Annotated in this window: 15 protein-coding genes; 11 read left to right on the forward strand and 4 right to left on the reverse strand. The window is 71.2% G+C overall.

Going from position 1 to position 14,009, the window contains the following annotated elements; translation table 11 throughout:
• The 10 genes from GX015_RS05230 to GX015_RS05275 form a co-directional block, all read left to right on the forward strand.
• Positions 1–407: cation:dicarboxylase symporter family transporter (locus tag GX015_RS05230; protein ID WP_291343333.1), on the forward strand; the 407-nt coding region annotated here is incomplete at its 5' end.
• Between the two features lie 281 nt (positions 408–688).
• The gene (gene infA / locus GX015_RS05235; protein WP_035121276.1) at positions 689–907 is read left to right on the forward strand and encodes a translation initiation factor IF-1; all 219 of its coding nucleotides are present in this window, start codon (positions 689–691) and stop codon (positions 905–907) included.
• A gap of 250 nt (positions 908–1,157) precedes the next feature.
• A complete protein-coding gene (rpsM, locus tag GX015_RS05240) occupies positions 1,158–1,526 on the forward strand; it encodes a 30S ribosomal protein S13 (protein WP_046650837.1) in 369 nt (122 codons plus the stop codon).
• Positions 1,527–1,528: 2 nt separating this feature from the next.
• Positions 1,529–1,933, forward strand: a complete 405-nt coding sequence (gene rpsK, locus GX015_RS05245) for a 30S ribosomal protein S11 (RefSeq protein ID WP_291343336.1) — start codon at positions 1,529–1,531, stop codon at positions 1,931–1,933.
• 23 nt (positions 1,934–1,956) lie between these two features.
• The gene (gene rpsD, locus GX015_RS05250) at positions 1,957–2,562 is read left to right on the forward strand and encodes a 30S ribosomal protein S4 (protein ID WP_291343338.1); all 606 of its coding nucleotides are present in this window, start codon (positions 1,957–1,959) and stop codon (positions 2,560–2,562) included.
• Positions 2,563–2,716: 154 nt separating this feature from the next.
• The gene (locus tag GX015_RS05255) at positions 2,717–3,733 is read left to right on the forward strand and encodes a DNA-directed RNA polymerase subunit alpha (RefSeq protein WP_291343340.1); all 1,017 of its coding nucleotides are present in this window, start codon (positions 2,717–2,719) and stop codon (positions 3,731–3,733) included.
• 41 nt (positions 3,734–3,774) lie between these two features.
• Positions 3,775–4,323, forward strand: coding sequence for a 50S ribosomal protein L17 (gene rplQ, locus GX015_RS05260; RefSeq protein ID WP_291343341.1), 549 nt, complete (start codon positions 3,775–3,777; stop codon positions 4,321–4,323).
• 150 nt (positions 4,324–4,473) lie between these two features.
• A complete protein-coding gene (gene truA / locus GX015_RS05265) occupies positions 4,474–5,439 on the forward strand; it encodes a tRNA pseudouridine(38-40) synthase TruA (protein ID WP_291343343.1) in 966 nt (321 codons plus the stop codon).
• A 46-nt stretch (positions 5,440–5,485) separates the two neighbouring features.
• Entirely contained in the window at positions 5,486–7,849 is a 2,364-nt protein-coding gene (locus GX015_RS05270; protein WP_291343345.1) for a DUF6541 family protein, read from the forward strand.
• 88 nt (positions 7,850–7,937) lie between these two features.
• Complete coding sequence (locus tag GX015_RS05275; RefSeq protein WP_291343346.1) at positions 7,938–8,636, forward strand: hypothetical protein; 699 nt, start codon at positions 7,938–7,940, stop codon at positions 8,634–8,636.
• Between the two features lie 92 nt (positions 8,637–8,728).
• Here the strand turns inward: GX015_RS05275 and GX015_RS05280 are convergent, their stop codons facing one another.
• A complete protein-coding gene (locus GX015_RS05280) occupies positions 8,729–9,736 on the reverse strand; it encodes a hypothetical protein (protein WP_291343347.1) in 1,008 nt (335 codons plus the stop codon).
• Positions 9,737–9,903: 167 nt separating this feature from the next.
• On the opposite strand from GX015_RS05280, the gene eccB reads away from it, so the two are divergent.
• On the forward strand, positions 9,904–11,202 hold the full coding sequence (eccB, locus tag GX015_RS05285) for a type VII secretion protein EccB (protein WP_291343348.1): 1,299 nt from the start codon (positions 9,904–9,906) through the stop codon (positions 11,200–11,202).
• Between the two features lie 12 nt (positions 11,203–11,214).
• Here eccB and GX015_RS05290 read toward each other — a convergent pair whose 3' ends face one another.
• The 3 genes from GX015_RS05290 to eccD all read right to left on the reverse strand — a co-directional run.
• The gene (locus GX015_RS05290) at positions 11,215–11,937 is read right to left on the reverse strand and encodes a VIT family protein (protein ID WP_291343350.1); all 723 of its coding nucleotides are present in this window, start codon (positions 11,935–11,937) and stop codon (positions 11,215–11,217) included.
• A gap of 57 nt (positions 11,938–11,994) precedes the next feature.
• Entirely contained in the window at positions 11,995–13,245 is a 1,251-nt protein-coding gene (locus GX015_RS05295; RefSeq protein ID WP_291343352.1) for a S8 family serine peptidase, read from the reverse strand.
• A gap of 8 nt (positions 13,246–13,253) precedes the next feature.
• Positions 13,254–14,009 (reverse strand): type VII secretion integral membrane protein EccD (gene eccD / locus GX015_RS05300; RefSeq protein ID WP_291343354.1); only part of this gene is annotated, 756 nt, incomplete at its 5' end.

Consider the following 14,009-nt stretch of genomic DNA (forward strand, 5'->3'; position numbering starts at 1 on the left):
CCGTCGCCGGGTTCGTCGTTCCTCTCGGCGCGACCGTGCACCTGTCGGGTTCGATGATGAAGATCGGCCTGTTCGCCTTCGCCGTCATGTACCTCACCGGTGCGGAGCTGACCTTCGGCATGGCGCTGGGCTTCATCCTGATGCTGGGCATCATGATGGTCGCCGCCCCCGGCGTGCCCGGTGGCGCGATCATGGCGGCCGTCGGTCTGCTGCAGTCGCAGCTCGGCTTCGACGAGTCGCAGATCGCGCTGATGATCGCGGCGTACGTCGCCATCGACTCATTCGGCACCGCCTGCAACGTCACCGGCGACGGCGCGATCGCGCTGACCGTGAACAAGATGGCGCGCGGCGACCTCGGCGGCGAGAAGTACAACGATCCGATGCTGGAGGAGCGCGCCGGCGCCTGATTTGGCAATACTGCAGCGTCGACGCGTCGCGGCCGCCTGTCCCGCATTCACTTCGGCCCTGCTGTCGAGCAACGTCTCGAATGCCCGCCGATCCCACTTCACGCGGGGTCGGCGGGCGTCGTCGAGCGTGACCAACGCCATTTTGAATAACCGCAGCTCGCGGGTAAGGTGGGCCGTTGGCGAGGGACACCTGTACCCGAGCCGCGCCCCGGCATTGCCGAGGCACGTAGCAAAGACATCAGCCAACGGGTCCAATATGGGGCCCGAGAAACGTGGAGGACATGGCTAAGGAAGGCGCAATCGAGGTTGAGGGCCGCGTCGTCGAGCCCCTGCCGAACGCGATGTTCCGAGTGGAGCTGGACAACGGGCACAAGGTGCTCGCCCACATCAGTGGAAAGATGCGCCAGCACTACATCCGTATCCTCCCGGAGGACCGGGTCGTCGTGGAACTTTCCCCGTACGACCTGGAACGCGGCCGAATCGTCTACCGCTACAAGTAAGACTCCATCACTCCACCGTCCTAGCGGGACGGCCGCTCACCCCAGGTGAGCGTGGGGAGGACCGCCCGACCCGGCGCACGCGCCGGGTCCGCACCTTTTCCCGACGTCCCGTCAGAACACCTCCGGCAACGGTGGCCGGAGCCCCGCGCTTTTCAACTCGCCCACCCGGCATCCGACCGGGCCACGGCGAGATCTCGGGCGGGGACGGCAGTGGAGTAAACCACCGCACCAACCGGAAGGAAATTGCCTAATGGCACGCCTTGCTGGAGTTGACCTGCCGCGCAACAAGCGCATGCAGGTCGCTCTCACCTACATCTACGGCATCGGGCCCGCCCGTGCCTCCGAGCTGCTGGACAAGACCGGCATCTCCCCGGATCTGCGCACCGACGATCTGTCGGATGAGCAGGTCTCGTCCCTGCGCGACGTCATCGAGGCCACCTGGAAGGTGGAGGGCGACCTCCGCCGCGAGGTGCAGGCCGACATCCGCCGCAAGATCGAGATCGGCTGCTACCAGGGCCTGCGCCACCGTCGTGGCCTGCCCGTCCGTGGCCAGCGCACCAAGACCAACGCTCGTACCCGCAAGGGTCCGAAGAAGACGATCGCCGGGAAGAAGAAGTAAACATGGCAGCTCCGAAGTCCGCCCGCGGCCGCCGTACCGGCCGTCGCGTCGCGAAGAAGAACGTGGCCCAGGGCCACGCCTACATCAAGTCCACCTTCAACAACACCATCGTGTCCATCACGGACCCGAAGGGTGCCGTCATCTCGTGGGCCTCCTCGGGCCACGTCGGGTTCAAGGGCTCCCGCAAGTCCACCCCGTTCGCCGCGCAGATGGCCGCCGAGAACGCTGCCCGCAAGGCGCAGGAGCACGGCTTGAAGAAGGTCGACGTGTTCGTCAAGGGCCCGGGTTCGGGCCGCGAAACCGCCATCCGTTCCCTCCAGGCCGCCGGCCTCGAGGTCAGCTCGATCTCCGACGTGACGCCGCAGCCGCACAACGGCTGCCGTCCGCCGAAGCGTCGTCGCGTCTAAGAGAAGGGAAAGAGGAGAACAAAATGGCCCGTTATACCGGACCCGCAACCCGTAAGTCCCGTCGTCTCCGCGTCGACCTCGTCGGCGGCGACATGTCCTTCGAGCGCCGCCCCTACCCGCCCGGGCAGGCCGGCCGCGCCCGCATCAAGGAGTCGGAGTACCTGCTCCAGCTGCAGGAGAAGCAGAAGGCCCGCTTCACCTACGGCGTCATGGAGAAGCAGTTCCGCCGCTACTACGCCGAGGCGAACCGTCGCGCCGGCAAGACCGGCGACAACCTCGTCATCCTGCTCGAGTCGCGCCTCGACAACGTCGTGTACCGCGCCGGTCTGGCGCGCACCCGCCGCCAGGCCCGTCAGCTGGTGTCGCACGGCCACTTCACCGTCAACGGCAAGAAGATCAACGTGCCGTCGTTCCAGGTGACGCAGTACGACATCATCGACGTGCGCCCGAAGTCGCGCAAGATGCTGTGGTTCGAGGAGGCCCAGGAGTCCCTGGTCGACGCCGTCGTCCCGGCTTGGCTCCAGGTCGTCCCCGAGACGCTGCGCATCCTCGTGCACCAGCTGCCCGAGCGCGCCCAGATCGACATTCCGCTGCAGGAGCAGCTCATCGTCGAGTTCTACTCGAAGTAAGGCTTCGTGCGGGCGCCTTCCGGGCGTCCGCCGGACCCCTTCGACCCGGCTTTGCGACGACGGCGTCGGTCGTCGTCCAGCCAAAGCCGGGGCCCCTTCGCATCCCCGTTCCCTAGGCGTCAAATAGCGGTCGCCACCAGGAGGATCACATCTCATGCTCATTTCCCAGCGTCCCACGCTCACCGAGGATTTCATCGATTCCTCCCGCTCCCGGTTCGTCATTGAGCCGCTGGAGCCGGGTTTCGGCTACACCCTCGGCAACTCGCTGCGCCGTACCCTGCTGTCGTCCATCCCGGGCGCGGCGGTGACCAGCATCCGCGTTGACGGCGTGCTGCACGAGTTCACCACCATCCCGGGTGTCAAGGAAGACGTCTCCGACATCATCCTGAACATCAAGGGCCTGGTGCTGAGCTCCGACTTCGACGAGCCGGCCACCGTGTACCTGCGTCGCGAGGGCGGCGGAGCCGTCACCGCGGCCGACGTCGAGTGCCCGGCGGGCGTGGAGATCCACAACCCGGATCACCACATCGCCACGCTCAACGAGTCGGGTCGCCTGGACATCGAGATGGTCGTCGAGCGCGGCCGCGGTTACGTTCCCGCCCAGCCGAACTCCGGCGGCGAGATCGGCCGCATCCCGGTCGACCAGATCTACTCCCCGGTTCTGAAGGTCAGCTACAAGGTCGAGGCGACCCGCGTCGAGCAGCGCACCGACTTCGACAAGCTGGTCATCGACGTGGAGACGAAGAACTCCATCACCGCCCGCGACGCCATGGCGTCCGCCGGCAAGACCCTGGTGGAGCTCTTCGGCCTGGCCCGCGAGCTCAACGAGGCCGCCGAGGGCATCGAGATCGGCCCGTCCCCGCAGCAGAACGAGGACAACGCCGCCTACTCCATGCCCATCGAGGACCTGGACTTCTCCATGCGCTCCTACAACTGCCTGAAGCGCGAGGAGATCCACACGGTCGGCGAGCTCGCCGCCCGCACGGAGTCGGACCTGCTGGACATCCGGAACTTCGGCGACAAGTCCATCAACGAGGTCAAGGTCAAGCTCTCGGAGCTGGGCCTGTCCCTGAAGGACTCGCCGAACGATTTCGACCCGTCCACCGTCGAGGGTTACGACGCCGAGACCGGCGAATGGACCGAGGACGCGGAGGTCGGCTACGACGAGTAGCCGCTCAAGCGCACGCGACTTAAAAACACGAGGAGAATCCCATGCCCAAGCCCAAGAAGGGCGCCCGTCTCGGCGGCTCCGCTTCCCACCAGAAGAAGATTCTGGCGAACCTGGCGAAGCAGCTGTTCGAGCACGGCCAGATCAAGACCACCGACACCAAGGCCAAGCTGCTCCGCCCCTACGCGGAGAAGCTGATCACCAAGGCCAAGGGCGGCACGCTGGCGGACCGCCGCAACGCCGCGAAGCTGCTGAACGACAACTACGTCGTCCAGCACCTCTTCGACGAGCTGGCGCCGAAGTTCGCCAACCGCGAGGGCGGCTACACCCGCATCATCAAGCTGGGTAACCGCAAGGGCGACAACGCCCCCATCTCGCTGATCGCCCTGGTCACCGAGGAGACCGCTTCCGCCGAGGCCACCCGCGCCACCCGCGCGGCGGCTTCCAAGAAGGCCGAGGAGGCCGAGCAGGCCGAGCCGACCGAGGAGGAGGCCCCCGAGGTCGAGGCCGACGAGGCCACCGACGCCGAGGCCGAGGCCGAGGCCAAGGACGCCGAGGCTGACGCCGACGCCGAGAAGGCCGACGAGAAGTAAGCCTCCGGGCCGCTTTTCCCGTGGCGCCCCCCACCCGTTGATTCGGGTGGCGGGGCGCTTGCGCGTTTCCGGGGTGCGCGCGGTGAGCTCGGGGAGCACACGTCCACCGTGGTTTGTGCCGGTCGCGGGTGCCGGGGGAGGATGGCGGGCGTGCATGACGACGACGTGATCGATTCGGCCGGAACACCCCCGGAGCTGGTGCGGCTGCGCCTGGACATCGCCTACGACGGCACCGATTTCCACGGGTGGGCGGCCCAGGGCGGGGCGAATGGCGCGGATCTGCGGACGGTGCAGGGCACCATCCAGGACGCGCTGTCGAGGGTGCTGCGCCACGACGCGCAGTTGACGGTCGCCGGCCGCACCGACGCCGGCGTCCACGCCCTGGCGCAGGTCGCCCACGTCGACGTTCCCCGCCAGTCGCTGGACACCCGGTCCATCGCGGGCGATCCGGCGCGCCTGGTGCGCCGCCTGGCGCGTCTGCTGCCCGATGACGTGTCCATCCGCGGCTGCTCTTTCGCCCCGGAGGGCTTTGACGCGAGGTTTTCCGCTTTACGACGGCACTACGTCTACCGCATCACCACCTCCGATGCGGGCCCGCTGCCGACGCGGGCGCGCGATACCGCGGCGTGGACGCGCAAGGTCGATCTGGATCTTTTGAGGGAGTCGGCCGAGGTGCTCGTCGGCCTCCACGACTTCGCGGCGTTTTGCCGGCATCGCCCCAACGCCACGACCATCCGGGATCTGCAGGCGTTCGAGTGGCGCGACATCTCCACCGACGCGGAACCGGAGCTGTACGAGGCCCGCGTCACCGCCGACGCCTTTTGCTGGTCGATGGTCCGTTCCCTGGTCGGCGGATGCCTGGCCACGGCGGAGGGGCGCCGTGCCCCCGGCTTCACCGGCGGGCTGCTCGAGGAGCGGGAGCGGTCGCCGCTGGTGCCCGTGGCCCCGGCGAAGGGACTGGCGTTGGCGGGCGTCGACTACCCCGATGATTCGGAGCTTGCGGCGCGGGCGGACAAGACCCGCGACATCCGGGTGTTGCCGGGGGAGGAGCACCGAGCGGCGGGCAAGGGCTGCCCGGAACGCAACCCGTGGTTCGACGGGATGCCCGACCGCTAGACTGACCGGGTCCCGCATTCCCCAGCTGCCCCGGAGGCTCATCACCGTGATTTGGCCCGCCATCGTGTTGGTCCTTTTGCTCGTCCTTCCGGGCGCGCTGCTGGGCGTGGCCTCCGGGCTCCGGCTCGGCTGGGCGCTGGCCATCGGCCCCGCGCTGACGTTCGCCGTCACGGGACTGGCCGGCTGGTTCTTCGGCGCAGTCGGCATCGCATACTCCACCATCACGGCCGCCCTCGTGTGGCTGGCGATGATCCTGGCCGCGCTGGTGTGGCGCCGCCTGGCCCCGAAGCGGGCCGATGCGGCGGCGCTGGCGTCGTTGAGCGAGGAGCCGGGCCGCGGCCGGGCAATCATCGCCCTGCCCGCCATCGCCGGCGTCGTGGTCGCATTCGTGACCATGGCCTGGGCGTCGCTGTCGCGGCTGGCGAAGGTGCCCGGCGGGATCGAGTCCATCCAGCAGTCGTGGGACGTGCACTGGCACGGCTCGGTGATCAAGTACGCGCTGGACACCGGGATGGTGTCGTCGACGCGGATGGGCGAGATCCAGAACTTCGAGACCCGCGGCGACATGTACTACCCGGCCGCATGGCACGCGTTTGGCGCGGTGCTCGCCGACGTCTCCGGCATGAGCGTCCCGGCGACGGTGAACATCCTGGGCCTGGTCGCCCCGGCGCTGCTGATCCCGGTCGGGGCGGCGGCGCTGGCGTGGCGCATGATCGACCGCGGCGGCTGGGCGGCGTCGATCGGCGCGGGCCTGGCCGCGGTGCTGACCACCGCGCTTCCGGTGCTGACGCCGATCGGCGTCTACGTCGGCGCGTGGCCGTACCTTTTGGGCATCGCGCTGACGGGCGCGACGTTCGCGGTGCTGACCTCGGTGCCGCACGCCCCGATCCGGCTGTTCGCGTCGGCGCTGGCGCTGATCGGCATCGGGCAGCTTCACCCTTCTGCGGTGCCGGCGACGGTTCTGCTGGTGGGTTCCTGGTGGCTGTTCGGCCGCCTGTGGCGCCCCGTGCGCCCGGAGCTCGGGGCGGCGAAGTCGCGGCTGCGCGACGTCGGCCTGCTGGCGCTCCCCGGCGTCGTGGCGGCGGTGTTCCTGGTGCCGCAGTGGCTGTCGGGCGAGCAGCAGGCGGAGGACATCCGCGCGGAGTCCGCGACGGTCGACGTCGACCGCTGGGGCGCCTGGTACCGGGCGTTCGCCATGCTCACCCGCCACGCGGAGGACTACGGCTCGGTCAAGCCGGTCATCATCGCCGGCCTGATCGGCCTGGTGCTGCTGGCCGTGGCGCTGCGCCGCTTCTGGCCGGTCGTGGCGTGGGCGGTGTCGGTGCTGTTCACCGCGCATGCGCTGAACACCTTCGGCGGCGTCTTCGGCGACGTGCTGGGCGTCTACGCGAGCCTGCACTACTCGACGCCGCACCGCCTGGTGCTGCAGACGGCGCTGCTGATCACCGCCGCCGGTGGCGCGGGCGTGGCCCTGCTGTTCGGTGTCGTGGCGGGGTACGCGGGCCGTCGTAAAGCGAAGGACCCGGAACGGGGCCGCGAAGCGGTCGAGCGCTCCGGCGGCTCCGACGGCTTCGATGTCTCCGGCGAAGGCGGGGCCGGCGCCACCGCGGTGGCCGCGACCGGGGCCGCACGCACCGATCTGATCACCCGCCCCCACGTCCGCCCGGTGCCGGTGGTGCAGCTGGCCATCGCCGCGGCGCTGGTCGCCGGCTTCATCCCGTGGGCGGTGCACATCATGGCGCCGGTCAATCACCACGCCTACGAGCAGATCCGCGACAACCGCCTGACCAGCGAGCGCGATCTGCGTGCCTTCGACTGGCTGGCGCAGCAGCCGGAGGCCCACGAGCACCGGGTGTTCACCAACCCCAACGAGGGCTCGGCGTGGATGTACATGCGCAACGACATCCCGACGGTGTTCCGCCACTTCGGCTGGCCCGACGCCGACGAGACCACCGCGACGTCGATGGTCTACTGGCACACCGACAAGATCGGATGGGGCGAGCCGTGGGACACCACCGCCGCCAACCAGGTGGACCTGGCGCTGAAGAAGCTCGACGTGGGCTTCATCTACGTGTCGCCGCCGTACTTCTGGGGCGACCAGAAGATCAACATGCGCATGCAGGAGGGCGCGTGGTGGTCGCGGGGCCTGACGCCGGTGTACCGCGACGAGGAGGTCACCATCTACGCGGTCAACGGGGTAATCGACCCCGAGCGCATCGAGGAGATGCGCGCCCAGTCGCCGATGGACATGCCCCCGATGACCACCCGCGGCGAGGCGGGCGTGGCCGAGCCGGGCGACGACGATTACGACGACCCGCACGCGTGGGAGCCCGACTTCTCCAAGGCCTACCGCGGCGAGGGCTCGATCCTGCCGGAGGGCCAGGAGCCGCTGACGCTGCAGCCGAAGTAGGCGCGCCCCGGGTGAGGTGTCTCACGTGCCCGGGGGATCGGCCCAAATGGCTGGGTGCGACCGCCACGAGGACGTAGGGTGTGTGACCATGCGCAAGTTCACCACGTTCGCCGCCCTGGCCGCCTCGACCCTGTTCCTCGCCGGATGCTCCGGCGATGGCGGGACCGATGCGGACCCGGGGACGGTCGCGGACACGGGGGCGGTGACGTCGTCGTCGGCGACGCCGCTGGCCGAGCGCCCGCAGGAGGCGGCGCCGGCCGGCCCGACGGTCGCCGAGGTGCCGTACGACCGCTTCATGCCGCCGGGCGCGCAGAACGCCCGCGTGTTCCGCCTGGCCGATGGGGCGACGGAGTGCTTCGCCAACTCGCTGGGCCCGGATTCCTTCCTGACGTGCCGCACGAACTTCGCCAACCCGCCGATGGTGCAGAGCTACGAGGGCGGGCAGATCGCGGCGAACGCGGTGACGTGGTCGCCGGGCGCCGCGCCGACGTTCGCGCACATGAACTTCCCGGACACCGGTTTCGGCCCGGAGACGCTGCACCCCTACGAGCGGGTGTCCATGTTCGGCTTCACCTGCACCGCGTACGGCGATGCGACGGTGGAGTGCTCCGGCCCGGGCGGCAGCGCGTCGCTGGATGCCGGCAACGTCACCGGCGCGATCGTGCCGGAGCCGCAGGAGGCCCCGGCCCCCGCTCCCGAGGAGGCCCCCGCCCCCGCCGGCCCGGAGCTGCCGGGCATCGAGGTCCCCGGCATGGAGGATCTGTTTGGCCCGCAGCCGGGCCAGTAGGGCACCGCTTTACGACGCCGCCCGTCAGCCCGTCGATCGAATCTTGAACCGTACCGTTTCCGGTACGGTTCAAGCGTTTTTCGCGCCGTGGGTCAAGGGGCGGCCGAGAGAATCGGCAGGGGCCTGACGAGCGTGTTCACGTCCCCGATGGTCAGGTGCCAGGCATGGTCGCCGATGGTCAGGCGCGGCACCGGAATCGATCCGGGCGCGTTGGGCGCGGCGGCGGGGTCGTCGTGAAGCATGACCGTGGAGACCGGGACGGGACAGTCGACCCGGGCCCCGCGATCGAGGACGAGCAGGTCCAGGGTCGCGTCACCGGCGGCGGTGACCAGCACGGCGCCGTGGTCGAGAAGCGCACCGAACGCGGCCGGGCGATGCGTGCGGATGCCGATGCGCGCGCCCGTGATGAGCGCGGGCACGAGAAGCTCGGGCAGACGGGCAGGGTCGGCGGCGACGTCGAGCCGTTCGATGGACGGCAGCGACATGACCAGCGGACCACCGTCGCGGGAGGTGCCCACGAGCTGGGCCGGGGCACGCGGAACCTCGACGTCGTGCGCCGGGGTGAACCACAAATGCGGGCGGCGGACGTGACCGGCGCCGGGGGCGCGGGCCAGTAGGCGATCCGGGGCGGAGGCGGCGTCGCGGTCGAACTCCGCCGCCGCCAGGGGGCGGGCGCGCAGGCCCAGCAGTCCCAGACGGTGGATGAAGAACTCCAGCCGCTCCCGGTCGTGCGCAGCCGGGCCACCGACGAGCACGGAGGTCCATTCCGATTCGGCGACCCCGAGTTGATCGGCGAAACCCCGGTAGCGGTGCGCGGTCTCGCCGGCGCCCCGCATCGGAGATCGGTGCACCGAGACGACGTCGACGGGCACCGGGCACTCGGCGATGGCGGTGACCAGCTCGGACATGGGCAGGACGTCGTGGGCGGCGGCGGTGATGCGGACACCGGAGGTGGGGGCGGGGTGCGGGCCGCGCCACCGGTCGCGCAGCGCGGTGCCCCGCACCGGAACATGGACGGCGGCGACCACGAGGGCCGAGCCGCCGACCAACAGCGTCGCGGCGTTGTCGCCGAGAAATCCCGCCACCGCCGACCAGCTCATGCTCGCCACCCCCGGCATTCCCCGCGGGCCCCCGCCCGCGATAGACGCGACGCACCCCTTGCGCCGCGGGCCGCACCAACGGCGACCGTCGACGGGCAGCGTAGCCCCGCGCGGTCTAGGCTGCCCGGTGAAGCACATGGGTGCCGACGATTCGGGGGGAACGTCACATGCCGCGCACGCCAACCACGCCCGCGCAGATCAGCGGGCACAGATTCCTGGTCCGGCGGGTCGAACACGCGCTGATCCGCGCAGACGCCCGCATGCTCCACGACCCGTTGCGCACGCGTGGCCGGGCCGTGGCCGCCGGGGCCGCGCTGCTGGTCCTGGTGTTGGCGGGCACGGTGATCCTCGGGCTGATCCGGCCCCGGGATGGGGCGGCCGACGGTGACCTCCTGCTGGTTCGCGACACCGGTGCGTTGCACGTGCGCATCGACGACCGGGTGCATCCGGTGGCGAATCTCGCGTCGGCGCGGTTGGTACTGGGGCAGCCGGTCGAACCTGCGCGGGTGGGCGCGGGGGCGCTTGACGGCGTCGTGTCCGGCCACCCCGTGGGCATCGCCGGGGCTCCCGCCATCGCCGCGACCGATCCTCCCGAAGCCCCTGCCGCCGTGGGCGTCTGCGAAAACGCCGAGCCCGCATTGCATGAACCGGTGGCCGTCCGGGAGACCGTCGCCCGGATCGGGGACGTGCCCGCCGATGATGGGGTGGCCGCGCTCCTTGGAGACGGCGAACGGTTGTGGCTGGTCCACGGCGGGCGCCGTGCCTTGATCGACGGGACCGACCCCGCATTGGCTCGGGCGCTCGGGCTCGCCGCGGCACCGGTGCGCCCTGCCGGGGCCGCGTTGTTGGGGGCGTTGCCGGAAGCCGCGCCGATCGCCGTCCCCGGGGTGCCGCGCGCCGGGGAAGAGGCGCGGTGGCCGGCGCCGTTCGACCGGATCGGGCGGGTCGTGGACGTGTCGGGCAGGAAGGTGGTCGTCCTCGATGAGGGGGCGGTCGACGTTCCGCCCGTGGTCGCGGCCGTATTCGCCGCCCGGTTCGGCACCGCCTCCGCGACGGAACCGGAGCTGGCCTCGGTGCCCGTCGCCGCCGCTCCCGACGTCGGTTCACTGCCCGGCGAGATCACCGCGTGGGCCCCGGCCGACGGGTGGATGTGCGTTGACTCCGATGCGCGGGACACGGTGGTGACCGTCGGCGAGCGACCGGCGGGGATCGTGCCCTACCCGCAAGCCGACGGCCCGGGGCCCGCGATGGACGGGTTCTCCGGAGGGGCGGCCGGCACGGTCGCCGTGGATACGGGGGCCGGCGTGCATCTGGTCACCCCGGAGGGGACGCGGCACCAGGTGGAGGACAGAAGGGCGTTGGCCGTGCTCGGTTATGCCGCGGCGGTGCCGATGCCGTGGCGCGTGCTGTCCGTGCTGAGGGCGGGCCCGGAACTGACCCGGGAGGCGGCGCTCGCCGCAGCGTGACGGTGCGGCCGATCAGGCGGCGCCGCCGAACAGGGCGCCGGCGAAGTAGGTCAGGGCCAGGCCCAACGCGCCGCCGATGAGCAGTCGCAGGCAGGAACGCAGCTTCGACGTGCCCGCCAATGCGGCCGAAATGAATCCGGTGAGCACCAGCGCCACCAGGGTCACCCCGGTGACGGCCCAGGCGGCGACCGATTGCGGGACGACGAGGACGGCGATCAGGGGCAGCAGCGCGCCCAGGATGAAAGCGCATGCCGAGGCGATGGCCGCGGCGATGGGGCTGGTCAATTCCTCGGCCTCCATGCCGAGCTCGAGGCGCAGGTGCGCGGGCAGCGCGTCGGCCGCGTGGATTTCCGTGGCCGCGCGGTGGGCGGTTTCCGGGGAGATGCCGTAACCCGCGAGGATGCCGGCCAGCTCCGCGTGCTCTTCGTCGGCGAAGTTCTCGAGTTCGGCTTTTTCCTTGGCCACGAGCATCTTTTCGGAGTCCCGCTGGGCCGACACGGACACGTATTCGCCCAGGGCCATGGAAACCGCGCCGGCGACGAGGGACGCCAGACCGGCGGCGAGGATCGTGCCGGACCCGGCGCCGGTGGCGATGATGCCGAGCAGCAGGGCCGCCACCGACACGATGCCGTCGTTGGCGCCGAGGACGCCGGCGCGCAGCCAGTTGAGCTTGGAACCGTGGCCGGCGGCGTGGGGCTCGTTGGCGTGGCCGGCCAGTGCAGCGGAGATGGGCATGACTCGATTTTGCGCCCATTCGATTCACCCGTCACTCCCCATTTCCGGTGAGGTGGATCACATTCCCGTCGTGGCTCGGCCGGCTCGGTGCCCCGTCGTCCGACCGCGTCGCCGGGCGGTGCCCGCAAACCACAGCGCCGCGCCTGAAACAACTGCCGTGACCAGGAAAAACATCGCTCGCAACCGCGATGTCGGCACGTGATCGGGCGGCGACTCCGGTGCGGGGCCGTCGGAGATCGCATCGATTCCGCCGTCCGGTCGGCCCGACCACGCAACGGCGGCGACCGGATCGACGACGCCGACGCCCATGCCGGGCGTCGACGCCACCGGGGAGGCGGACGCGGTGATGATGTGCCGGACCTCGGCGGGGGACAGTCCGGGATGCCGCGACAGGATCAGCGCCGCCGTCCCCGAGACCAACGGAGCCGCGAAGCTGGTGCCGACGATCGGCGTCGCCCGGGACCCGGTGACCTGGAGATCCGCCATCGTCTCCCCATCGGGCGAGGGGCCGACGACGGGACCGCCCGGAGCCGCGACGTCGACCCACTCGGCCGCGACCGCGTACCCCGCCGGGACCGCCTCCGTGCCGGGCGCATCGGGCACCGCTTCCGCGGCGGCGTCAGCCGGCATCGCCGATTCGGCGGCGGTGACGGCGATGACCTCTTCGAGGATCGCCGGCCACGCCACCGCACCCTCAGGGCAATCGCCGCCGGTGTTGCCGGCCGCGGCGACGACCACCGCCCCCGATTGCTCCGCCCGCTGCACCGCGGAGGTGACTTCCGCTGCACCGGGTGGCACGACGCCCGGAGGCGCGCACGACGTCAACGAAATGTTGATCACCCGTGACCCGTGTTCCACCGCGGCGTCGACGGCGGTGGCCAGGGACGTCAAGGTGCCCTCGTCGCCGGTGGTGTGGCGGATGCTGAGCACCGAGGCCGCCGGCGCCACGCCCGCGAAGGAATCCTCGGCGGGGCGGCCCGCGGCCAAGCCCGCGACGAAGGTCCCGTGGGCGTCGCAATCGTGGAACGCCCCGGCGCCGCCGGTGACGTCGCCGCCGTCGAGGACACCGCCCAAACGCGGATGATCGGCGACCCCGGTGTCGATCACCGCGATGGTGACTCCCGCGCCGTCGGCCAGCGGCCACGCATCGCGGAAGCGGAGAGCCCGTTCGGCGGCGGTCGGCTCCTCAAGGATCGACGCCGAGGATGCGGCCGCACCCGTGCAGCGGGTCTGGGCGGGCGCGGCGGACGGGATGAGGGCGGGCGTCGCAAAGCAGAGAAGTGCCGCCGGCCAGGCGGTAGCGCGCACGGCCCGCCTCATCGGACCAGACCCGCAGCCAGATCCGGGACGCCCGCCACCACCGCGGCCAACGGCAGTGACACGGCGATGGTCACGGCCTCGACGAGCTCGAGGACGCGGCGCATGGTCGGCGTGACGCGCGTCGAGGGCAGGGCCGCGATCGCCGTCGCCGCCAGGAGCGGCGCCAGGAGGACCAGGGACACCGGCCACCGGCCCGTCTCCCACTGCGCCAGCGCAAGCCCCGCCAGCAGCGCGGCGCCCGCACAGCCCAACGCGGCCGAAGGAATCAGCCGGGCGTGGCCGCGCGACTGGATCAGGCACAGCACCGTCACCGCGGCCAACAGCCCGACGGGCCAGCCACCGGGAGCACCGGTCGCGATCGGGGCGGCGGCCGCGACGAGGACCACCGCGGCCCCGGCGACGATGCCGTCGAGAAGCCGCCCCGCCCGCGACGCCACGAGGTCGACGGGATCATCCGGATCAGGATCCTCCGGGAACGGTTCGCCTGCCGCCGGAATGCGCGGCACCCGCACGCCCGCCGCCGCGACGCCGATGCCGGGTGCGGCCGCCAAGCCGATCACCGACAACGCCATGGTCACGGCGGCGGCCGGGACGAGTTCCCCGAACCAGGACAAGCTCGCGGCGAAGCCTGCCGCGCCGACCGCGAGGGCGGCACCGCCGGCCCCGGCCGCCGTCACCGCGGCGAAAATGTCCCGGCGCGCCGGGCGGATCACGAGCAACGCCAGCGACGCGACGAGCGTGCCCGGGACGAG

This window comes from Corynebacterium sp., assembly GCF_012837295.1.
GTDB lineage: Bacteria > Actinomycetota > Actinomycetes > Mycobacteriales > Mycobacteriaceae > Corynebacterium.